The sequence below is a fragment of the Geojedonia litorea genome (assembly GCF_042654525.1).
GTDB lineage: Bacteria > Bacteroidota > Bacteroidia > Flavobacteriales > Flavobacteriaceae > Geojedonia > Geojedonia litorea.
On the sequence record NZ_JBHSGP010000012.1, the window covers coordinates 1 to 22,449 of the forward strand.

Sequence of the window (22,449 nt, forward strand, 5' to 3'; positions counted from 1 at the left end):
CGACCAACGGCACCGACCCATTAAATGCAGACAGCGATGGCGACGGTATTAACGATGGTGCTGAAGGTACTACTGATACCGATGGTGATGGTACGATTGATGCTTTAGAATCAAACACAGCCGATGCCGATAACGATGGCGTTGTAGACCAATATGACGCGGATGACAGTGACCCGAATAACGATACAGATGGTGATGGCATCTCAAATACTTTGGAATTATTAGAAGGGTCAGACCCCATGGATTCTTGTGATTTTAATCATTTAAATCAAAACCTTAATAATGTGTCAGACTATTGGCTTGAACTCGATTGTGATAACGATTCAATTTTAAATAAAAACGAATTAGATGATCTAAACAATAATGGCTATCCTGATTATTTGGAAATAACAGAACCTATGTCCGAAGAAGAAAAATTAGTTGTGTATGATATAATCACACCTAATGGTGATGGTTTAAATGATTATTTAGTTTTTAAAGGTCTAGAAGATTTTCCTAATAATACATTACAAATATATAATAGGTGGGGCGTTATAGTCTATTCTGCTAAAGGTTATGGTGTAGGCGATAAATTATTTAAAGGAATTTCAAATGGAAGAAGTACCATTAATAAATCTGCCATGTTACCTGAAGGCACCTACTACTATCTTCTCAATTATGTCGATGACCATGGAAAAAACATTAGTGATGCCGGTCCTATATATATAAATAGAAATTAATATTAACCCATTTAAATTGATGAAAACTCGAATTACAATTTATTTAACTTTTCTTTTAATATTTTTAGGAAAAAGTCAAGTGTTTTGCCAACAAGAGCCACAATATGCTCAATATATGTATAATATACAAAGTATTAACCCAGCATATACAGGAACAGAATCTCACTTAAGCTTATTAGCTCTTTATAGAAGCCAATGGGTAGGTATAGAAGGCGCTCCAAGAACTCAAATACTGTCTGTACATTCACCTTTTGGAAATCATGTTGGACTTGGCTTAAACATTACAAATGATGAAATATTTATTGCACAAAGCACCTATATCGCAACTAACTTTAGCTATAAGTTAACAATTTCAGATCGATCAATTTTATCGTTTGGTATTAAGGCCGGGGGAAAATTGACAAGTATAGATAGTAACAGGCTAAACCATGGTGCTGAATCTTCAGGTGATCAAAGTGCTAATTTCAGTGATTATAATTCTTTTACTCCTCAAATTGGATTTGGTATTTTTTATTACACCAATAAAATGTATTTAGGCTTTAGTATTCCTGAAATACTAGATTCCAAAAAATTCATTAGAAATGAAAATAAACAACATATTTATGTTTCTGAAAAGGCTCATTACAACTTCCTTGCTGGGTATACTACTGCAATCAATAGAAATATTGATTTTAGACCTTCAGCTTTAATTAAAATTGTAAAAGGTGCTCCTTTACAATTGGATTTGTCAACCAATTTTATATTCTACGAAAAGCTTACCCTTGGAACAGCGTATAGGTGGGATGCCACCTTAAGTGCTTTGGCTGCATTTCAAATTACCGATAGCCTTTTACTTGGACTTGCATATGAAGTAGAAACTTCAAAATTACAACAGTACAACGGTAGTTCTTCTGAATTCATCTTAAGATATAATTTCGTGAACAGTCGTAAAAAATCTATTCGCCAACTAGGTGAAGCCCTCACTCATGTCGAAAGACCTAATTAAAAATATTTAAAATTATCAACCTTTTGATGACTAAGCATCATCAAAAAAGCCAAAAAAGACCATTGGCAGATTTGTTATTATATCTTAAACCACAACTTCTCCCTGTTTCTCGACCACATAAACACCCCAATCTGCAATAGATTGGATCAGTGGTATTAAAGTTTTTCCAAAATCAGTTAAGGAATATTCTACTTTTAAGGGCGGTTTGGAGGTATATACTTTTCTCTTAATGATGCCATCATCTTCCAACGTTTTTAACTGTAAACTCAAAGTGCGTTCGGTAACAGTTGGCATTTCCTTTCTTAACTCATTATAACGCAGGGGACCTTCAATTAAATGATACAATATGACAGTTTTCCATTTACCGCCAATAATTCCCATGGTTAAACTTGCGCAGCATGGGTATTCTTTTCCTTTAAAAGTATACATAGATCTTAAATAAAGTTACACAAATACGTTTAATAATTATACAAAGATAATTTACTATAATTATTTATACAACTATATTTTTTATAGTAAAATAAATTAAATTTAATATATTATATATCAATACTTTACAATTTTTATGTTGTACTATCCTTTTTGACCGTTATTGCGAGTTTTATAGACTATACATACTTTTGTCACTATAAAAATGATAGTACAATACAAAAACAAGATTATGAAAGCAATGCTTATTAATTCATATGGTAATGACGCCATATTTAAATTGACCGATATAGCAATTCCAACACTTAAACCAGGAGAGGTATTAGTAAAAATAGCGGCTTCGAGTGTTAATACGGTTGACACAAAAATCAAAAACAAGGGTGAAGCCTTGCCTTTATCTCCAAGCTTACCGGCCTTATTGGGAATGGATTTTGCAGGAACCATTGAAGCCATTGCCAACGATGTAAAAACATTTAAGGTAGGTGATGAGGTTTATGGCTGTGCTGGAGGGTTGGCAGATTTACCAGGAACTCTGGCCGAATATATTGCAGCAGACAGCAAATTAATTGCTAAAAAACCAAAGCAGCTAAGTATGAAAGAAGCTGCGGCATTGCCTTTAGTTGGCATTACTGCTTATGAAGGCTTAAAACGTGCTGGAGTTGGATCTGGACAAAAAGTATTAGTTCACGGCGGTTCTGGGGGTGTAGGGCATGTTGCATTGCAATTAGCCAATTATTTAGGAGCCGAAGTTTATGCCACTGGTGGTGGTGACAAACAGTTGAAACTCATAGAACAGCTAGGTGCAAAGGCTATTAATTATAAAACCGAAGCTGTAGAAGATTATGTTAATAAGCACACCAACGGACTAGGATTTGATGTCGTGTATGACTCGGTTGGAAGTGGCAATATCATAACCTCATTTAGTGCAGCCGCACTTAATGGACAAGTAGTCACTACCGTTTCAAGTTGTGAATTAGATCTGAGTCTGGCACACTTTAAGGGCCTAACCTTGCACGTTGTATTTATGTTAATTCCAATGATCCATAATCACAAGCGTGAAGTACACGGTGAAATTCTAAAGCATCTAACCGAAATTATTGAAGCAGGAGCCCTTAAACCTGTTCTTGATGAACAAGAATTTTCTCTGGAAGAGGCTGGTAAAGCACATGCGAGGCTAGAAAGCGGTAATGCTATGGGTAAAGTAGTGATAACACATTAAAGTATAACTAAGCTTTGATGTAGTAATTGTTAACAAAATGCCTCTTCATTGAGGCATTTTTCTAACATACTTGATTTTTAAAAGCTATCTGGGTAAATAGTAATATGGATTCGTGAATCTTCGATTTCAAGACGATTTTAATACATTACTTCGTAACATTCGCGTGTAATCATTTACAATCGTGCATCTTTTTTAAATTTATCCATTGGTTGTTGATAGTAACACATCATTATTATTGTTCGCTCGTTATGTCTGAAAATCGTCGGGTTTGGCGACGGTGTCGCCATGTCAAGACTATTTATACGTTGCGTGAGAATATCGTATTTGAAATGGTAGTGATCAAACTCCTGAATATTAAAATTATGATATAGAATTGTTGCTAGATATTACTTCAACGTTGAATATTCTAATAAGTACTATAATTAACATTATGTAAAATAGGAGCATCTAAAACACCACTCTAGGGCTTCTTATTTTTATCAATAGGCTCAATTGTTCCTTGATATGCCATACTACTCCGTGTACTACTCAACACCCTTACATCACTAGTCCTTCCTGCAAACACATTGATGTATACATCATAACTTTCCTGATGGCGATACTGATCATTAATACTGAATTTAATCTGCGTTTTTAGTTTGTCGTCATCAAACTCAAGCTCATAATTTTTTGGGATTCCCTTAAATTCAATTCCTATATGTGTGTTTCCCGGATAGCTACCACCAATACGCTGTTCACCAAAAAACGGTAAAAACGCAAACACGCTATCGCCTTCTACACGTAAAAAGTTTTGATTTCCTGTAATATCGATACTACCCGCATTATTGCCTGGTGCTAATAAATTAGCATTTTGTATAGCGGTCATAGCCAAAGTTGCTGCTGGCAATGCGCGTCTGGAGTTGATATTAAAGTGCTTTGAGTTAACCAATTGCTTAAGATCTTCATAAGCCTTAAGGTTTTCGGGAGATTTGCGGGCGTTACTACTGGCACAGCCCACGAGCAGCGTCAACAAAAGTATACTTATATAAGTTGGTAAAGATTTCATAGCCCTTAAATTTACATAATTTGTCGCAAATGTGATGCCAACTTATCCTTAAAAAAGTCTTAATGATGGTGTTTTATGCGAGATTCTGGCTTATCGCCCAATATTCCATAAAAATCGACGAACGGTAATCCATATTTGGTTTTCATCCGTACATAAACTAAACAACTATTTAATTAAATGTAATTATGAAGAAAATTTCAATTGTACTCTTATCCGCTGTCTTTTTATCTGCCTGTGTTTCTAAAAAGAAATATGTTGCACTAGAACAAGAAAACGGTCAAATTAAAAGCGAACTCACTAAAACCAGAGTTGAAAAAGAAGAATTAGAAGCAAAATTTGATAAAATTCAGGCCCGTGTGGATGAATATAACTCTAAAATAAGCTCCCTATCCCAAGATAATGTGGCCTTACAACTAGAAAACGACGTGAAATTCGAAACCGTTGGTGATGCTGCCGTAATCTCTAACGCTACCAAGAAAAAAATGCGTGAAACGCTTAAAAGCGTCGATCAGAATAAATTGGCGCAAGCCACTACCCTTAAAGATTCTATGAATCTTGCCGTATCCTATAACCTACAAAAATCTTTAGATAATAGCACTCTTAATGAAGATGAAGACATTGCTATTGACATTGATGAAACAGTAGTGATGATTTCTATTTCAGATAAAATGTTATTCAACACTGGAAGTTATAGAATTAGTAACAAGGCTAATAATATCCTTCAAAAGTTAGCTGATGTGATCAATTCAGAACCAAGTATCGAAGTTATGGTTGAAGGTCACACGGATGCCAGAACGATTAATACCGAGAAAATTACCGATAACTGGGACTTGAGTGTCTTACGTGCTACTTCGGTAGTTAGAAAGTTACAAAAGGATTATGGTGTTGCTCCTGAAAAGCTTATTGCTTCAGGACGTAGTAGCTACCAGCCTGTTGCCGATAATGATTCTAAAGAAGGACGCTCTAAAAACAGAAGAACCCGAATTGTGATTCTACCAAATATCAATAAGTTTTTTGCCCTAATGGCCTCAAATGAATAAGTAATTAACGTAAATACTATGTTAGTTAATCCGAAAAAGGCTGCTCCCCGAGCAGTCTTTTTTAATGCCCTACTTTTGAAGCATTACTAAAAATTGCTTAAAATGTATAGCCAATTGGGATTGATACGGTATTTTTGCAGCAAAATTAATTCTATGTTTTCATTATTGAATGTATTTAGATTCGTGGCTTTTTTAGAAGGTTTATCTTACATCTTATTATTAGGTATTGCGGTGCCCATTAAATATTTAGCCAATGACCCTCAATATGTCAAATTATTAGGCATGCCTCATGGTATATTGTTTATTGCTTATATTGCTTTAGCATTTACCCTAAAACCAGAGCAGTCTTGGTCTAAATCCACGTTTTATAAAATTCTTGTAGCTTCAATTATTCCCTTTGGAACATTTTATATTGATAAACAGTATTTAAAACAGGCTTAATACTATGAAAAAAGACATTCATTATTTTTTCTATGATAAGTTGATCGACGCTGGCCTTACGGAAGTCAGCTCAAAATATCTGAATATGCTGATATTATTGGTGATTCTCGCCATTATCATCGTTGTCAGTGATTTTATCACCCGTAAAATCTTGGTGAATGCATTTAGTCGTTTTTCTGAAAAGTCAAAAACCACATTTGACGACTTTTTGGTAAGTCATAAAGCTCCCAGAAATATAGCGCATTTGGTTCCTTTGTTTATTACCATACAGTTGTTCCCTATTGTGTTCAAGGATTTTCCAGAGTTTGAGACTTATATTGTCATGGCCTTAAAGGTTTATGGCATTGTCTTGTCGATATGGATTCTTCGAAGCGTTTTAAAAACTTTTGAGTCCTACTTCAAAACCTTACCAAGTTTAAAAGACAAACCCATAGACAGTTATATTCAAGTGGTAATGCTCTTTGTTTGGATTGTAGGTATTGCCTCGTGTCTAGCGGTGTTAATCAATCTTTCGTTTTTAAAGTTTTTCACGACCTTGGGTGCTGCTTCGGCTATTTTACTCTTAATTTTCAAGGATACTATTTTAGGTTTTGTAGCCAGTATTCAGGTGGCCATCAATGATACTGTGCGTATAGGCGACTGGATTACGATGGACAAATATGGCGCTGATGGTGATGTGATTGAAATCAATCTTTCAACCGTTCAGGTACAGAATTTTGATATGACCATTACCAATATTCCTACCTATGCCCTTATTTCGGATTCGTTTAAGAACTGGCGAGGTATGCAAGCTTCGGGTGGTCGTCGTATCAAACGTGCCATATTGCTGAAGCCGTCTAGTATAAAATATTTAAGCCCTGAACGTGTTGATGAGCTTAAGAAGATTCAATTGATTACGAAATACCTAACGAACAAACAAGAAGAGCTAAATAAAATCAATACACGTAATAAGGCTGATAAGTCTTTATTGATTAACGGTATCAACCTCACCAACATTGGTGTGTTCAGAAAATATATGCAAACCTATATTGAAAAGCATTCGGCTATCAATAAAAGTATGTTTATCATGGTGCGTCAATTAGAGCCTACACCACAAGGATTGCCTCTCGAAATATATGCTTTTAGTAAGGACAAACGTTGGGAAAATTACGAGTATATCATGTCGGACATCTTTGACCATGCCATGGCCGCCATTTCCTATTTTGACCTCGAAGTTTTTGAGTTTGCGAGCACAGCTGTGGTGAAGGGAAAATAAATATAATAAAAACGAAGATTGACTTCGTCTTATCTGCACCTATACTTCACATTTCGACAGGCGTTATGTGACACAACGCATTTAAATCTCTATAAGTTTTTAGCAAGCCAGTCCCCTACTTCACTGGTTTTATAGGCTTTTTTACCACCAGCTAAATCTTCAGTGACAACACCTTCACTCAACGAACGATCTACAATAGCTCTAATGGCTTTAGCTTCTTCAGTGAGTCCAAAGGCGTCTTCAAACATCATAGCAGCTGATAAAACCGTTGCTAATGGGTTGGCGATATCTAATCCTGTCGCTTGTGGATACGAGCCGTGAATGGGTTCGTATAATGAGGTGTGTTCTCCAACAGAGGCTGATGGCATGAGTCCCATAGATCCAGAGATAACCGAAGCTTCATCTGTTAGAATATCACCAAATAGGTTTTCGGTAATCAACACATCATAGGAGTTTGGCCATTGTACTAAACGCATGGCCACAGCATCAACAAACTCATAGCTTACTTCTACTTCTGGATAATCCTTGGCCATAGCCTGAACCGTTTCGCGCCATAGTCTTGATGTTTCAAGTACGTTGGCTTTATCGACACAACACAGTTTTCTAGATCGGGTCATGGCTAGTTCAAAACCTTTTTTAGCTAGACGCTGTACTTCTGCTCTGGTATAAACACAATTATCATATGCGGTTTCACCGTCATCTAATCGTCCCTTTTCACCAAAATAAATACCTCCTGTCAGTTCTCTTAAAAACACAAGATCGGTACCTTCTATGCGCTCACGCTTTAAAGGTGAATTTTCTATTAATGATGGAAAAGTAAAGGTTGGTCTTACATTAGCAAACAAACCCAACTTTTTACGCATTTTTAATAAGCCCTGTTCTGGACGTACCTTAGCACTTGGGTCATTATCATATTTGGGATGACCAATAGCACCAAATAGTACAGCATCAGCCTTCATACAAATCTCATGAGTCTCGTCTGGATAAGGCTCTCCAACGGCATCAATGGCAGCAGCGCCTGTTAATGCAGGATTCCAGCTAATCTCGTGGTTGAATTTAGTGGCTATGGCATCACATACTTTAACGGCCTGTGCAATAACTTCAGGTCCTATTCCATCTCCTGCCAATAGTGCTATATTTAATTTCATGGGTGTTGTTTTTTTTGTATTTAATTAGTTGGTTATGATATTGAGCATTTTTTCTGTGGCTTTTATAGCCGATACCGTTTGATCGGAATCCAATCCACGGGTTTTAAATTCTTTAAGATCAAGCTTCCAGGTGATAATGGTTTCACATAAGGCATCAGAATGGCTTCCAGGAGGAATACGCACAGCATAATCTATAAGTTCAGGTAAATTGGTTTTCTGTTTTTTATAAACTGCTCTAATAGCATTCATAAAGGCATCAAATTGACCATCACCTTGCGCGTTTTCTTCATAAGTTTTATCCTCAATAGTTATCGAAACCGTTGTTGAAGGCCGTAAACCTTTAGAATGTGTTAACACATAAGAGTTCACTTTTACTTTTTCCTCATAAGCATAGCTGTCTAATACATCTGAAATGATATAAGGCAAATCTTCTTTAGTGACAACTTGCTTTTTATCTCCAAGCTCTATAATACGCTGGGTTACTTTTTTAAGATCCTCATCATTTAACTGAAGTCCGAGTTCTTGTAAATTCTTTTGGATATTAGCTTTTCCTGATGATTTGCCCAATGCGTATTTACGAGTGCGACCGAAACGCTCTGGTAGCAAATCACTGAAATACAGATTCTTTTTGTTGTCACCATCGGCATGTATGCCAGCAGTTTGCGTAAAGACGTTAGCCCCTATGATTGGTTTATTGGCTGGAATCATCACACCTGAAAAGTTCTCAACCAATTTACTTACTGTGTAAAGCATTTTTTCATTCACATCCACCTGAATTTCAGGAAGGAAGTCGTTAATTACGGCAATGGTACTGGCCATAGGCGCATTACCTGCCCGCTCTCCCATTCCATTTACGGTGAGATGAAGTCCGTCAGCTCCAGCCTTTAGAGCTTCCATAGCATTGGAAACCCCAAGATCGTAATCGTTATGCGCGTGAAAATCGAAGTGGATATCAGGATATTTAGATTTAATTTCTTTGACAAAAGCATAAGATTCTGCCGGTGTTAATACACCTAATGTATCTGGCAGCATGATGCGTTCAATTGGCTGCGTAGAAAGAAACTCTAAAAACTCAAAAACATAGGCTTTTGAATTGCGCATGCCATTGCTCCAATCCTCTAAATACACATTAGTCACAATGTCTTTATTTTGGGCAATAGCAATAACTTGTTCTATTTCTTTAAAGTGTTGATCTGGAGTACGTTTAAGTTGGTGAGTTAAATGGTTTAACGAACCCTTTGTCAATAGATTTTGAACCTTTGAACCTGCCTCTAACATCCAATCAATAGAAACTCCTTTATCCACAAAAGTCAACACTTCTACTTTATCTAAATAGGCATGTTGACTTGCCCAATGTGTTACCGCTTTAACCGCTTCCAATTCCCCTTCAGATACACGAGCAGAGGCAATTTCAATACGGTCTACCTTAAGTTCTTCTAATAGCAGTTTGGCAATGGTCAGTTTTTCAGAAGCAGAAAAAGACACGCTAGAGGTTTGTTCACCATCGCGCAGGGTTGTGTCCATTATTTCAATTCGTTTCATAGTCATTTAGAGCAAAAGACCATCAGCAAAGGATTCAATTTCTCCTTTTATATTTTGAAGATAATCAATATCATCAAATCCGTTCAACATGTTGTCTTTCTTATAACTATTAATTTCAAAAGATTCTTGGGCACCAGTGGCTATAATGGTAATGGTTTGATTAGGTAAGTTAACTTCCAATTGTGAGTTTGGGTCGGCATAGACCGCTTCGAATATCTGTTCTAAAAACTCGGGGCTCACCTGTACAGGTAAAACACCAACATTTAAGCAGTTATTTCTAAAAATATCTGCAAAAAAGCTAGAGACTACACATCGAAATCCGTAGTCGTACACAGCCCAAGCAGCATGTTCTCTAGAGGATCCCGAACCAAAGTTCTTTCCTCCTACAAGGATCTTTCCAGTATATATAGGGTTATTCAGTACGAAGCTTTCCTTGGGTGTATTATCTGCATTATACCTCCAATCCCTGAATAAATTATCACCAAATCCTTCTCTAGCAGTCGCTTTTAAAAATCGTGCTGGTATAATCTGATCAGTATCTACATTCTCTAATGGTAATGGTACAGCTGTGCTGGTTAATGTATTAAATTTATCGTATGCCATTATGTTTGCTTTTCGCCTTTAGCATTAGGCTATTGGCTATTCTCTTTTATCTATTTTTATCTATTTCATTAATTTGCTTATAGCCAAAAGGCTAACCGCAAAAAGCTATGCTAATAATTCTCTTGGATCTGTGACTACTCCAGTAACGGCAGCAGCGGCAGCAACTAAAGGACTAGCCAATAAGGTTCGTGAGCCAGGGCCTTGACGACCTTCAAAGTTTCTGTTCGAGGTACTTACTGCATACTTTCCAGCTGGTACTTTGTCATCGTTCATAGCTAAACAAGCCGAGCATCCTGGTTGTCTCAATACAAACCCGGACTCTGTTAGAATATCTAAAATACCTTCTTCTTTAATTTTATCTTCTACGATATGTGAACCAGGCACCAACCAAGCAGTGACATGATCAGCCTTTTTTCTGCCTTTTACGATAGATGCAAATGCCCTAAAGTCTTCTATTCTACCATTGGTACAGCTTCCTAAAAACACATAATCAATCTTTTTACCAATCATGACATCATTTTCGTCATAACCCATGTATTCGAGAGACTTTTTGTAAGTAGCAACACCACCTTCAACTTTATCAGCATCAGGGATGTTTTTAGAGATTCCAATACCCATACCTGGATTGGTACCGTAGGTAATCATAGGTTCTATTTCACTGGCACTAAAAGTTAATTCCTTGTCAAACGTAGCATCGGCATCGGTTTTTAAGGTTTTCCAATGCGCCACGGCTTTATCCCAAGCCTCACCTTTTAGAGATAGAGGTTTATCTTTTAAATAGTTGAGTGTCGTTTCGTCTGGTGCAATCATACCACCACGAGCACCCATTTCAATTGAAAGATTACAAACGGTCATACGGCCTTCCATGGTCATGTTTTCAAACACATCACCAGCATACTCCACAAAATAACCCGTAGCACCTGAAGTGGTTAATTTTGAAATAATAAATAAAGCTACATCTTTTGGTGTCACACCTCTTCCTAATTGCCCATTAACATTAATGCGCATTTTTTTAGGTTTAGGCTGCATGATACATTGTGTAGACAGTACCATTTCCACTTCAGAAGTTCCAATGCCAAAAGCAATGGCGCCAAAAGCACCGTGTGTAGAGGTATGCGAATCACCGCAAACAATGGTTGCACCTGGGAATGTGATTCCGTTTTCGGGGCCAACAACGTGAACAATACCATTTTTGTGATGGCCAAGTCCCCAATGGCTGATGCCATATTCTTTTGAATTATCTTCCAAAGCTTTTAACTGGTTGGCCGATAATGGATCTTCAACTGGTAAATGCTGATTAATAGTTGGTGTATTATGATCTGCAGTTGCAAAGGTACGTTCTGGGTATAACACTTTTAGCCCTCTACTTTTTAGCCCTAAAAAAGCTACTGGACTCGTTACTTCATGAATAAAATGACGATCTATAAAGAACACATCTGGACCGCCTTCAATTTTTCTAACTACATGTGAGTCCCATACTTTGTCGAACAATGTTTTTCCCATAGACTATTAACTTTTAAAATTTAATTGATTTATCAAAACAAAAGTAGCCAATTAGGCTAGTTTTCGGGATGCAAAGTTACGAAATCTACTTTTTTCAACAGTAGGTTTTGACCTCTAACCTATTTGATTATTAGATTTTTACGTCATCAGGAATTGTGATGCTCAAAAATGAATAAAATGTAAAAGAATTCAGGTATTTCTGATAATTTTATTTTGAAAAATCTTTTCAGAAGTACAGAAAGCTATTTTCTGGAATTTAAAACAGCACTTATTTCAACAGCATGCATTTTTGGAGTGTACTTTCGTAAATAGCTTCGTACTGAGGAACGATATTATGGATATCGAACTTTTTAGATTCTTGTTTAGCATTAGCCTTAAATTTCGAAAGACGATTAGGATCTTCAAGAATATGAATAGCATTTTTAGACATATCATCAACATCATTCACATTGCTTAAAAAACCTGAAACCCCATGAATATTCACCTCTGGAATACCCCCAGTATTACTAGATATCACTGGAACTCCAGATGCCATGGCTTCCAGGGCCGCTAAACCAAAACTTTCGGTTACTGACGGTAACAAAAACAGATCACTAAAACAAAGAATCTTATCAATCTCATTACTATTCCCAAAAAACACCACCCTGTCCTGGATCCGCAACTGATGACATAAGCGTTCAGCAGGTTCTCGTTCGGGCCCTTCACCAACCATCATAAGTTTTGCAGGTATATGCTTTTGAATATTATAAAACACTTTTACCACGTCTGAAATGTTTTTTACTTTCCTGAAATTACTAATATGTGTAATAATTTTTTCATCTTCTTTTGCCATCATATCTCGTTGGCAATCGGTATAGTGTTGTTGATACTTATTGAGATCTATAAAATTTGGAATGACTTCTATGTCGTTTTTAATATCGAACAGTCGAAGCGTATCGTCTTTTAAACTTTTTGAAACCGACGTTACTGCGTCAGATTTATTAATACTGAATGTCACAGCGGTTTTGTAAAATGGATGACTACCAACAAGGGTAATATCAGTTCCGTGAAGGGTTGTAACAATAGGCACATAAATCCCTTCTTCCATTAACATCTTTTTAGCCATATAAGCCGCATACGCATGCGGAATAGCATAATGAACATGTAACAGCTCAATACCATGCAGTTTCACCATGTCAACCAGTTTACTTGACAAGGCAAGTTCATATGGTTGGTATAAAAAGAGCGGGTATTCTGGAACGTTGACCTCATGATAATGAACGTTATTACTCAATAATTCCAACCGAACAGGTTGGCTATAGGTAATAAAATGGATTTCATGTCCGCGTTTCGATAATTCCAAACCTAGTTCGGTAGCCACAACGCCACTTCCCCCAAAAGTAGGATAACATACAATTCCTATTTTCATGAATTCAATATTTTAATAACTTCTATTATTCAACAATTGCCTCATAAATAGCCCGTTGAATTTTTGTTCTTATATCTTCCTTTAGCAACAAATTTGAATCTGCTTTAGGATAGGTTCTATTAGCTAAAAATATATAAACGATCTCTTCTTCAGGATCTGCCCATGCATAAGTGCCAGTAAATCCTGAATGTCCAAAACTCGTCATCGACACGCAACCACAGGTTGGCCCTTCATCCCCCAATTGCGGTTTATCAAATCCAATACCGCGTCGCACATCATTTTGACAATAATAACAGGTATTAAATTTATCAATTGTTTCTGGTTTAAAATAACGTTTTCCTCCATAAAATCCTTTTTGCAAAAACATTTGCATAATTTTAGCAACATCATTAGCATTACTAAATATGCCGGCATGGCCTCCAACACCATTTTGCATAGCTGCCCCCATATCATGCACATAGCCATGCACTTTTTGGAATCTAAAGTAATCGTCAATTTCAGTAGGCACAATCTGTGTATCACTAAATATTGCTGATGGATTATAGGTGGTATAATTGGCCCCTAACGACTCGTAAAAATGCTCTTGCACCAATTCATCCATAGGTTTGTCGTAATATGATTCAATATATTTCTTTAAAATGTAGTAAGGCAAATCACTGTAGCGGTATCGTAGTCTTGAAAGCAATTTACTATCCTTAATAATGGTTTGCATGGTATCTGGATAATCATGCCTTAAATACATTTCATCAGCAACCTTTACATTAAACATAGGACTCGATTTTCGTCTGTAATATTTGGGGTCTGGCTTTTTAGAAGCATCCAAGGTTTCAACATAAAAAGGAATCCACGGGTTTAATCGCGCATAATGCGAAAGCATTTGCTTCAATGTGATATTTGCTTTGTTAGAATCCTTGTACTCTGGTAGTAGTTTTGACAATTTAGTGTCTAAGCTTACAATTCCTTTTTCCTCCAACTCCATCAACAACGGAAGCGTAGCCAGAATTTTGGTAAGAGACGCTACATCGTAAATGTCATTAAACTTTACCTTCTCTTCATCTTCATAGGTATGTTTGCCAAAGTTTTTATTATAGATAACCTTTCCCTTTCTAGCAACTAAAAGCTGAATCCCAGGTGTCATTTTACCTTTTACTGCTACATTAGCAATAGAGTCTAGCTTACGAAGTTTAATAGAACTCATACCAACACTTTCAGGCAAACCATAACTTAAGGATTGAATCGCATTATAGGTTAAACCAGTACCTACCCTAAAAAAACTTCCAGCTGTTACGGGTAGACTGCCTTTAGCAGGAATGGCGCCAAATACTACTTGAGCAGATTTTTGTTGGGCCACCACACTGTTCTGGTAACTCACCACAATGGCTTTAATATTTTCAACCGCTTTTAAATCGTTTAAGGCGTATGGGCGTGCGAAAATATCCAAAATAACACTATTGGTTCTTGCAATTTCATAGAGCCAAACTAATTCTTGATCACTAAATTTATAATCCTTCCAGGGATTGGCATTTGATTTATGAAGGCCTACAATAACCGTATTATAGTTTTGAAGTTTAATTAGTAGTTCATCTAATTTATCAGCTTTAACCTGATGTACTCTTGTATATTTTTTCAACTCTTCAAAAAATTCAGATCCACTATCATCACCCAAGGCAACATAAGCGATTTTTTTAGTTTCTAAATGTCTTAAAGGAAGTATCTCTTTGGCGTTTTTTACAACGGTTATCGCATTTTCAAATAGAGTTTCGTTGAGCAAATCGTCTTTAATGCGATTTAAATCATTTACGAGATTGACCAATCCAACAGGTTTGTGACGATTCAAACCAACCTTATACTTGGCCATTAGTATTTTTTTGATTGAATGTGCCAAGCGTTCTTCAGTAATCTCTCCATTCTTGAAGGCTTCTTCCAATTTAGCAATACCTAATGGGACATCGGCCGACATGAGCATCACGTCATTTCCAGCTTTAAAAGCCGCCAAATCAATTTCACCCGACTCACTAAAATTTGAAGCACCTTTCATAGTCAAGGCGTCTGTAAATATTAATCCTTTGAATTTCAAACGTTCTTTTAGTATATCTGTGATAATATGTTTTGATAAAGACGAAGGATAACCTTCTCTAGGCTCTAAACTAGGTACATTTAGATGCGCAACCATTACACTCGACAAGCCTTCGTTAATCAGCTTTTTATAGGGATACAACTCAACAGAATCAATTCGCTGCGCATTAAAACTAATGGTCGGTAAAGTTTTGTGGGAATCACTGTCTGTATCACCATGTCCGGGAAAATGCTTTGCATTTGCTAAAACTCCTGCAGCTTGCATCCCTTTCATAAAAGCGGAAGCCTTATTAGTGACATTATCACGATCTTCCCCAAACGAGCGGTTACCAATTATGGGGTTATTAGGATTGGTATTGATGTCAACTACCGGAGCAAAATTAAAATGAACGCCTATCCTTTTACTATGTTCACCTATGTGATAGCCTGCTTTTTCAACTAGGGCATTATCACGAATAGCCCCTAAAGTCATATTCCAAGGAAAAGCATAGGTCGAATCTAATCGCATACTTAAGCCCCATTCGGCATCCATACCTATCAGCAAGGGTGTTTTTGAAATGGCTTGTAAGTTATTATTGAGTTTGGCTTGACGCATTGGCCCACCAAGTGAATAGATAAGACCACCAATATGATGCTCGGTAATTAGATTTCTAATAAGTTCTTTATGTTTAGCGTCTCCATTAGAAAAAACCTGAACCATATAGAGCTGGCCGATTCTTTCTTTCAATGTCATGGCACTATACATGCTATCGACCCATCTTTGTTGCATCAAAGCATCATTCGCTTGAAGTGGGTTTACCGATTCTTGCGAAACTAAAACGTTTAAAAAAAGAAGGGTAGAAATGAGAGGGACAATTTGGCGCATATAACAATAAGCTTGATTTATGTGTTTAGATACTAAATACCGTGCCAAATTACTATTTTTAGTAGGAAGTAAAAAAGACTTTAAGATAGATTTATAAAGAAGGTAATTAACAATTTTAGTTTATAGAAAACTAATACACTAGACTTGAATTGCTAGATTAAATCGATATGTCTGTCGTGATAACCTAACAAATATAAAACACCATCAAGACCAATACTGGATATTGAACTTTGTGCATTATCTTTAACCGTAGGTTTAGCATGAAATGCAATACCTAAACCTGCTACATTAAGCATTTGCAAATCATTGGCTCCATCACCAACTGCAATGGTTTGACTCATATTAATCCCTTCCATTTTGGCGATTTCTTTCAAATATTCGGCTTTTTTATCACCGTTAACTATATCACCAATATGGTTTCCAGTTAAAACCCCATCTTTTATTTCTAATCGATTGGCATACACATAATCTATACCTAATTCCTTTTGTAAGTAATGTCCGAAGTAATCAAAGCCACCTGATAAAATTGCGGTTTTAAACCCATAACTTTTTAAGGTATCTATTAATCGTCTTGCGCCTTTAGTAATTGGTAGATTACGAGCTACGTCGTGAAGTACATCCTCACTGAGTCCTTTCAGTAATTTCATTCGTTTGATAAAACTTTCATTAAAGTCTATCTCACCTTGCATTGCCGACTCTGTAATTGCTTTTACTTCATCACCAACACCAGCCAATTCAGCTAATTCATCAATCACCTCGGTTTGAATGAGTGTAGAGTCCATATCGAAACAAACTAAACGCCTGTTACGTCTATAAATATTATCTTCCTGAAATGCGATATCAACATCTAGATCTCTAGATATCTTCATGAATTTTTCATTAAACTCGGCCTTGTTTTCAATTTTTCCTCTAATAGAAAGTTGTATTGACGCTCTAGGATAGTCTTCTTTTCTTACCAGAGATAAACGACCTGTTAGTCGTTTAATGGCATCGATATTCAAATTTTTCTCTGAAATGACTTTTGCAACCTCAGATATTTGTAGAGCCGAAAGCTTTTCGCCTAAAATGGTTACTATATATCTGTCCTTTCCTTGAAGGTTTACCCAATGCTCATAGTCTTCAAGAGAAATTGGGGTAAATTTGGCCGTAATTCCAAGTTCATAGGCTGTAAATAATAATTCCTTTTGTACGGCAGCAGACTTCTCTCCTGATTGAATTTCATAAAGCATACCTAAAGATAAGGTATCATGAATATTAGCTTGGCCAATATCTAATATCTTGGCATCATAATGTGCTAATACTCCTGTTAGGCTTGATGTTAATCCAGGTTTATCTTGCCCTGATATGTTTAATAAGAAAATATCGTTCGCCATAATTTCTTCCTTGCGCTTAAAAAGCGGTAAAATTCATTAATCTATTTGAGATATGAAAGTTTTTATTGGACAAATGAACGTTATTTTAAAAAGCGACTATGCCAGCTTTCGCTCGCAGGCACTTCCCAGTTTTCGTTGAACTCGGCAATATTAGTCACTAAATTATTGAAGACAATCGTATTTTTAGATACGGCTTTTTCTTTAGCCATTTTAATAAAATCTTGTAAAGGTTTATAAGCAATAAACTCACCCTGTTTATAAGAGACATTCATTTTATCCATTAAATCTACCTGATACTCTTGCTCTAGTTGCTGTATAAAGTGCACTGAAGCATCGATTGAACACCCAGTTGCTTTATTTAAATTTTGATTTAATGCAATCACTATAAATCTTTTATATACAATAGTATAACCTGATTGTAAATCACTACCATGAGCTGTCCAGTTTTCAATAAATACTTCTATTTTTTTGGATATTTCATCCTGTTCATTATCTGTAAACGAACGATTGGCTTGGTAGATCCAAACTCGGGACTCTTCTGGTAATGTATTAAAATCAACTAGCATTATAAATCTTGGGCATTAGCAATAAGTTCTGCCACATCCATCACCTGAACACTATCTTCTTTTTCTTTGGCCTTTATGCCATCAGTCATCATAGTGTTGCAAAATGGGCAACCCGCAGCAATAATTTCGGGTTGGGTTTGCAAAGCTTGCTCCGTACGCTCCACATTCACGTCTTTATTTCCTTTTTCAGGTTCTTTGAACATTTGGGCACCACCGGCACCACAGCACAAACCGTTACGACGACAATTTTTCATTTCAACAAGTTCGGCCTCCAACTTTTGAATCAATTCACGAGGGGCTTCATATACATTATTAGCTCTTCCCAAATAACAAGGATCATGAAATGTAATTCGTTTCCCTTTAAACTTTCCACCTTCTATAGTCAATCTTCCTTCTGATAGTAATGTTTTTAAGAATTGCGTATGGTGCATGACTTCATAATTTCCACCAAGAGAAGGGTATTCATTTTTGATTGTATTAAAACAATGTGGACACGCCGTTACAATCTTTTTTACTTCGTAAGCGTTTAGAACTTCAATATTAGTAACCGCCTGCATTTGAAATAAAAACTCATTCCCTGCACGCTTTGCTGGGTCACCCGTACAACTTTCTTCAGTTCCTAATACAGCAAACTCAACATTGGCTCGATTTAATAATTTCACAAAGGCTTTTGTGATTTTTTTTGCTCGATCATCAAAACTTCCAGCACAGCCCACCCAAAACAATACTTCGGGTTGCTTACCTTGTGCCATATATTCAGCCATTGTTGGGACTTTTAGTATGTCGCTCATTTCAATTTTTTATTAACTATTCATTCTTCCAATTCAATCGGTCCATTTGATTGTATGGCCAAGGTGCTCCATTATTCTCAATATTGGTCATCATGTTATTGAGCTCCATTGGTGCTGCACTTTGCTCCATGACCAAGTAGCGGCGCATTTCCAAAATTATTGACAATGGATCGATGCTAACAGGACAGGCTTCTACACAAGCATTACAACTCGTACAGGCCCACAATTCTTCACGAGTTATGTAATCATCAAGTAATTGTTTACCATCATCTTTATATTCGCCATTATTAGCATCTATATTTTTACCAACCTCTTCTAGACGATCTCGTGTATCCATCATGATTTTACGAGGCGATAATTTTTTACCTGTTTGATTAGCAGGACATTCGCTTGTACATCGTCCGCACTCGGTACAGGTATAAGCATTCAATAAATTCACCCAAGTTAAATCCTGAACATCACTGGCTCCAAATTTAGCCGGAATCTCCCCCCCATTATCGGCTGGTACTGCAAATGGATCTGCATTTGGATCCATCATCATTTTTACTTCTTTAGTAACTGCTTCAACATTATTGAATTGTCCTTGTGGCGTTAATTTACCATAAAATGTATTTGGAAAAGCCAACAGAATATGTAAATGCTTTGAGAAATAGAGATAATTCAAAAAGATTAGAATACCAACAATATGTAACCACCAAGCAGATCTTTCAATAATATGCAGTGTGCTTTCAGATAGTCCACCGAACCAAACAGCAATATGCTGACTGATTACATTTCCTGATTGCATTTCCTGAAAATGAACATCAGTTGCATTCATAATTAAGAATAGGGCCATTAAGACCATTTCAAAATAGAGGATAAAATTACCATCATTTTTAGGCCACGAGGTCATTTCGGCTTTCCAAAAACGCTGCAGTTTAAGTATATTTCGACGTATCCAAAACACCACTACAGCAATAAAAACAAGAGCTGCCAAGATTTCGAATGATCCAATCAAAACTCCATAAAGTCCACCCAAAAACGAAAAAACACGATGCGTGCCTAGTAGGCCATCAATAATAATTTCTAATACTTCAATATTGATAATAATAAATCCTAGATAAACAATTATGTGAAGTATTCCCGCTATTGGTCGCCGTACCATTTTGCTTTGACCTAAAGCAATCATGGCCATATTTTTCCAACGCTGTGATTTGTTGTCACTCACATCTACATCTCTACCAAGCTTTATGTTTCGGATGAGTTTCTTTACATTTCTTGAGAAATACGTAATTCCAAGAATGAGTATAATCGCAAATATGATATTTGGTAGAAATGCCATGCTTTATTGGTCTTTAGGTTCTTGATAAGGAATTTCTTTTTTAGACAATATTCTAAAATAACGCTTTGGATGCAATTTAATATCTCGTAACAAGGCTTCCATTTCCTTTGTTGCGCCTTCTAAATTATTGTAAAGCGCATCGTCCTTTAACAATTTACCCATGCTACCTTCTCCTTGTTCTAAACCTGCCATTAGCGTATTCATGCTTGCTAACGTTGCATCTAGTTTAGCGACGCTTTCTCCTAAATTCGCTGCCTTTAGCTCGGCTGATAATTGTGTTAAATCTTGACTAACTGTTTTGAAATTTTCCAGTATACTACTAATGTTCTCATCATTCTTAACGACTAAACTATTGATAGAATAACTTAAGGACTTAAAGCCTTTTAACGTAGCGTTTAATTCTTTCAATATGGCCTTTAAACCATTTTCAGAATCATCAACCACTACTCTATTTAAGTTAGTCAATAAAGAATCAGCCGATTTTAAGGTACCGTCTAAATTACTACTTAACCCTGAAAAGTTTTTGCTCAAACTTTTCACTAAACCTGGTTCAATTTCAGAAGGCAGAAAATCTCCTTTTTGTGCTTGATCACCTTCTTCCGCTGGAACAATTGCCAAGGCATTCCCACCCATTAAACTTACTTCGTACAACCTAACCGTACTATTTTTTGAAAACTTGAGCCTTTTATCTACCGAAATCCCAACGATTGTCTGTCCTGATTCATAATCATAAGTGATACTCGAAATTTTACCAACTGTATTTCCTTTTATGGTTACTGGTGATGAAGTATCCAATGCATTATACTCAAACTTTGTAAAGTAGGTAATATTAGAATCAAATAAATTTTCTCCTTTAAGATAGTTGAATAAATAAATGAAAAGTACTATGCCAGAAATGACGAGTACTGCAGTTTTAACTTCTCTAGATATTTTCAATGGTCTAAAATTTAGCGTCGAACAAAATTAGGAATAAATTTATAAAGAATGTTTCTAATTTGAAGTTGATTTAAAAGCCTCAGAAAGTTCTATGCGCTTTCCATCTTTAAACGCAACAATAAAACAGCTTTTATAATTTTTTTTAGCCTCTTGTTCTAGGCGTTTTGCCTGATTGTAATCGGAAGTACTTCCGTAAAAATAACGATACAGACTACCTGATTTCTCTATTGAAATATCATCTAGCCCTTTAAAATTATAGGATTTTGGCTCTAACCTTTTTGATCCTGCGGCAATTTGCACCTTAAAAGTGATGTTAGGAAAAATTGAATCAGAGACATTAGTGTTTGTTTTTTCAACGGGATTAACGTTTACTAAATCTTCACCAATATATATATCTACGGCTTTTTTATAATCTAAAATGGCTTGATAAATCGATTCAGACATATCACTTTGCCCTTTTCTAGAGTTCAAATAACTGCCTTCTGGCTTATAGGTTAAAAAACCTACCTCAACCAATACACTTGGCATTACCGTTTGGTGTAGCACAATAAACCCTGCCTGTTTTACACCTCTATTAACCCGTTTAAGATTTTCAGTGAAATTATGCTGAATTTTACTCGCCAGCAATATACTTTGATCTAAATATTCTTCCTGGCCCAATAAAATACCTATGGTTGCTTCAGGTGAATTTGGGTCGAATCCTCCATAGTTTTTTTCATAATCATCCTCAAGAAAAATTACGGCATTTTCCTTTTTAGCAACCTCAAAATTGGTTTGATTTCTATGAACTCCTAAAACAAAGGTTTCAGTACCATGTGCTTGCGATGAATGTGAATTACAATGCACTGAAACAAAAAGGTCTGCATCAGCTTCATTTGCAATTTTACCTCTAACAAATAAATCCACAAACACATCAGTTTTACGCGTATAAACAACTTTAATGTTAGGATTCTTTTCCAGTTTTTTACCAATGTCCAAAACAATTTCAAGAGCGATATCCTTTTCCTTGTAACCATTCCCTACATTACCTGGATCATGACCTCCATGACCGGCATCTAAAACTACTACAAACTTATCTTTTCTACCAGAGAAAGAGTTTGCAAAAGTTAAAGAAATTGAAAAAAATACGATAAGTATTGTGATATGCGTTCTCATAATTGTTTTAACGACAGATAAGCTTGTTT

General features: G+C 36.2%; 20 protein-coding genes. 6 read left to right on the plus strand and 14 right to left on the minus strand.

Features of this window, described 5'->3' with window-relative positions; translation table 11 throughout:
• Both ACFO5O_RS06100 and ACFO5O_RS06105 read left to right on the plus strand, forming a co-directional pair.
• Positions 1-719, plus strand: a 719-nt coding sequence (locus ACFO5O_RS06100; protein ID WP_387961926.1) for a gliding motility-associated C-terminal domain-containing protein, incomplete at its 5' end; no start/stop codon positions are given.
• 19 nt (positions 720-738) lie between these two features.
• Complete coding sequence (locus ACFO5O_RS06105) at positions 739-1,704, plus strand: PorP/SprF family type IX secretion system membrane protein (protein WP_387961928.1); 966 nt, start codon at positions 739-741, stop codon at positions 1,702-1,704.
• An 84-nt stretch (positions 1,705-1,788) separates the two neighbouring features.
• Here ACFO5O_RS06105 and ACFO5O_RS06110 read toward each other — a convergent pair whose 3' ends face one another.
• Positions 1,789-2,133: a winged helix-turn-helix transcriptional regulator gene (locus ACFO5O_RS06110; protein WP_387961930.1), complete on the minus strand. Its 345-nt coding sequence runs from the start codon at positions 2,131-2,133 to the stop codon at positions 1,789-1,791.
• A gap of 232 nt (positions 2,134-2,365) precedes the next feature.
• Between ACFO5O_RS06110 and ACFO5O_RS06115 the strand changes: the two genes are divergently transcribed.
• Positions 2,366-3,352, plus strand: coding sequence for a zinc-dependent alcohol dehydrogenase family protein (locus ACFO5O_RS06115; RefSeq protein WP_387961932.1), 987 nt, complete (start codon positions 2,366-2,368; stop codon positions 3,350-3,352).
• Positions 3,353-3,812: 460 nt separating this feature from the next.
• On the opposite strand, the gene ACFO5O_RS06120 is transcribed toward ACFO5O_RS06115, so the two are convergent.
• The gene (locus ACFO5O_RS06120; protein WP_387961934.1) at positions 3,813-4,397 is read right to left on the minus strand and encodes a DUF4251 domain-containing protein; all 585 of its coding nucleotides are present in this window, start codon (positions 4,395-4,397) and stop codon (positions 3,813-3,815) included.
• A gap of 185 nt (positions 4,398-4,582) precedes the next feature.
• Here ACFO5O_RS06120 and ACFO5O_RS06125 point away from each other — a divergent pair, with 185 nt between their 5' ends.
• The 3 genes from ACFO5O_RS06125 (at position 4,583) to ACFO5O_RS06135 (ending at position 7,133) form a co-directional block, all read left to right on the plus strand.
• Positions 4,583-5,437, plus strand: a complete 855-nt coding sequence (locus ACFO5O_RS06125; RefSeq protein ID WP_387961936.1) for an OmpA/MotB family protein — start codon at positions 4,583-4,585, stop codon at positions 5,435-5,437.
• A gap of 153 nt (positions 5,438-5,590) precedes the next feature.
• Positions 5,591-5,878: a DUF3817 domain-containing protein gene (locus ACFO5O_RS06130; RefSeq protein WP_387961938.1), complete on the plus strand. Its 288-nt coding sequence runs from the start codon at positions 5,591-5,593 to the stop codon at positions 5,876-5,878.
• Between the two features lie 4 nt (positions 5,879-5,882).
• Complete coding sequence (locus ACFO5O_RS06135; RefSeq protein ID WP_387961940.1) at positions 5,883-7,133, plus strand: mechanosensitive ion channel family protein; 1,251 nt, start codon at positions 5,883-5,885, stop codon at positions 7,131-7,133.
• Positions 7,134-7,222: 89 nt separating this feature from the next.
• Here ACFO5O_RS06135 and leuB read toward each other — a convergent pair whose 3' ends face one another.
• The 12 genes from leuB to ACFO5O_RS06195 form a co-directional block, all read right to left on the minus strand.
• A complete protein-coding gene (leuB, locus tag ACFO5O_RS06140) occupies positions 7,223-8,281 on the minus strand; it encodes a 3-isopropylmalate dehydrogenase (protein ID WP_387961942.1) in 1,059 nt (352 codons plus the stop codon).
• Between the two features lie 24 nt (positions 8,282-8,305).
• Positions 8,306-9,829 carry an alpha-isopropylmalate synthase regulatory domain-containing protein gene (locus ACFO5O_RS06145; RefSeq protein ID WP_387961944.1) on the minus strand — a complete coding sequence of 508 codons (1,524 nt, stop codon included), beginning with the start codon at positions 9,827-9,829 and terminating at the stop codon, positions 8,306-8,308.
• Positions 9,830-10,426: a 3-isopropylmalate dehydratase small subunit gene (gene leuD, locus ACFO5O_RS06150; RefSeq protein ID WP_387961945.1), complete on the minus strand. Its 597-nt coding sequence runs from the start codon at positions 10,424-10,426 to the stop codon at positions 9,830-9,832.
• A 105-nt stretch (positions 10,427-10,531) separates the two neighbouring features.
• Positions 10,532-11,929: a 3-isopropylmalate dehydratase large subunit gene (gene leuC / locus ACFO5O_RS06155; protein ID WP_387961947.1), complete on the minus strand. Its 1,398-nt coding sequence runs from the start codon at positions 11,927-11,929 to the stop codon at positions 10,532-10,534.
• Positions 11,930-12,197: 268 nt separating this feature from the next.
• A complete protein-coding gene (gene bshA / locus ACFO5O_RS06160) occupies positions 12,198-13,337 on the minus strand; it encodes an N-acetyl-alpha-D-glucosaminyl L-malate synthase BshA (protein WP_387961949.1) in 1,140 nt (379 codons plus the stop codon).
• A 25-nt stretch (positions 13,338-13,362) separates the two neighbouring features.
• Complete coding sequence (locus ACFO5O_RS06165) at positions 13,363-16,278, minus strand: glycoside hydrolase family 3 N-terminal domain-containing protein (RefSeq protein WP_387961951.1); 2,916 nt, start codon at positions 16,276-16,278, stop codon at positions 13,363-13,365.
• A 152-nt stretch (positions 16,279-16,430) separates the two neighbouring features.
• Positions 16,431-17,651, minus strand: coding sequence for a phosphoserine phosphatase SerB (serB, locus tag ACFO5O_RS06170; RefSeq protein ID WP_387961952.1), 1,221 nt, complete (start codon positions 17,649-17,651; stop codon positions 16,431-16,433).
• Between the two features lie 80 nt (positions 17,652-17,731).
• Entirely contained in the window at positions 17,732-18,217 is a 486-nt protein-coding gene (locus ACFO5O_RS06175) for an ABC transporter ATPase (RefSeq protein ID WP_387961954.1), read from the minus strand.
• Positions 18,217-19,008, minus strand: a complete 792-nt coding sequence (locus tag ACFO5O_RS06180; protein ID WP_387961956.1) for a (Fe-S)-binding protein — start codon at positions 19,006-19,008, stop codon at positions 18,217-18,219. The genes ACFO5O_RS06175 and ACFO5O_RS06180 overlap by 1 nt, the downstream gene beginning before the upstream one ends.
• A gap of 16 nt (positions 19,009-19,024) precedes the next feature.
• Entirely contained in the window at positions 19,025-20,329 is a 1,305-nt protein-coding gene (locus ACFO5O_RS06185; RefSeq protein ID WP_387961958.1) for a 4Fe-4S dicluster domain-containing protein, read from the minus strand.
• Positions 20,330-20,332: 3 nt separating this feature from the next.
• Positions 20,333-21,265, minus strand: coding sequence for an MlaD family protein (locus tag ACFO5O_RS06190; RefSeq protein ID WP_387961960.1), 933 nt, complete (start codon positions 21,263-21,265; stop codon positions 20,333-20,335).
• A gap of 54 nt (positions 21,266-21,319) precedes the next feature.
• A complete protein-coding gene (locus ACFO5O_RS06195; protein ID WP_387961962.1) occupies positions 21,320-22,420 on the minus strand; it encodes an N-acetylmuramoyl-L-alanine amidase in 1,101 nt (366 codons plus the stop codon).
• Positions 22,421-22,449: the final 29 nt, after the last annotated feature.

Bases quoted from the DNA above. Each gene is read 5' to 3' on its own strand.
- ACFO5O_RS06105 (WP_387961928.1), top strand. From the start codon at position 739: ATGAAAACTCGAATTACAATTTATTTAACTTTTCTTTTAATATTTTTA.
- ACFO5O_RS06130 (WP_387961938.1), top strand. From the start codon at position 5,591: ATGTTTTCATTATTGAATGTATTTAGATTCGTGGCTTTTTTAGAAGGT.
- ACFO5O_RS06165 (WP_387961951.1), bottom strand. From the start codon at position 16,278: ATGCGCCAAATTGTCCCTCTCATTTCTACCCTTCTTTTTTTAAACGTT.
- serB (WP_387961952.1), bottom strand. From the start codon at position 17,651: ATGGCGAACGATATTTTCTTATTAAACATATCAGGGCAAGATAAACCT.
- leuD (WP_387961945.1), bottom strand. From the start codon at position 10,426: ATGGCATACGATAAATTTAATACATTAACCAGCACAGCTGTACCATTA.
- ACFO5O_RS06195 (WP_387961962.1), bottom strand. From the start codon at position 22,420: ATGAGAACGCATATCACAATACTTATCGTATTTTTTTCAATTTCTTTA.
- ACFO5O_RS06115 (WP_387961932.1), top strand. From the start codon at position 2,366: ATGAAAGCAATGCTTATTAATTCATATGGTAATGACGCCATATTTAAA.
- ACFO5O_RS06125 (WP_387961936.1), top strand. From the start codon at position 4,583: ATGAAGAAAATTTCAATTGTACTCTTATCCGCTGTCTTTTTATCTGCC.
- ACFO5O_RS06185 (WP_387961958.1), bottom strand. From the start codon at position 20,329: ATGGCATTTCTACCAAATATCATATTTGCGATTATACTCATTCTTGGA.
- bshA (WP_387961949.1), bottom strand. From the start codon at position 13,337: ATGAAAATAGGAATTGTATGTTATCCTACTTTTGGGGGAAGTGGCGTT.
- ACFO5O_RS06110 (WP_387961930.1), bottom strand. From the start codon at position 2,133: ATGTATACTTTTAAAGGAAAAGAATACCCATGCTGCGCAAGTTTAACC.
- ACFO5O_RS06180 (WP_387961956.1), bottom strand. From the start codon at position 19,008: ATGAGCGACATACTAAAAGTCCCAACAATGGCTGAATATATGGCACAA.
- ACFO5O_RS06175 (WP_387961954.1), bottom strand. From the start codon at position 18,217: ATGCTAGTTGATTTTAATACATTACCAGAAGAGTCCCGAGTTTGGATC.
- leuB (WP_387961942.1), bottom strand. From the start codon at position 8,281: ATGAAATTAAATATAGCACTATTGGCAGGAGATGGAATAGGACCTGAA.
- leuC (WP_387961947.1), bottom strand. From the start codon at position 11,929: ATGGGAAAAACATTGTTCGACAAAGTATGGGACTCACATGTAGTTAGA.
- ACFO5O_RS06120 (WP_387961934.1), bottom strand. From the start codon at position 4,397: ATGAAATCTTTACCAACTTATATAAGTATACTTTTGTTGACGCTGCTC.
- ACFO5O_RS06135 (WP_387961940.1), top strand. From the start codon at position 5,883: ATGAAAAAAGACATTCATTATTTTTTCTATGATAAGTTGATCGACGCT.
- ACFO5O_RS06145 (WP_387961944.1), bottom strand. From the start codon at position 9,829: ATGACTATGAAACGAATTGAAATAATGGACACAACCCTGCGCGATGGT.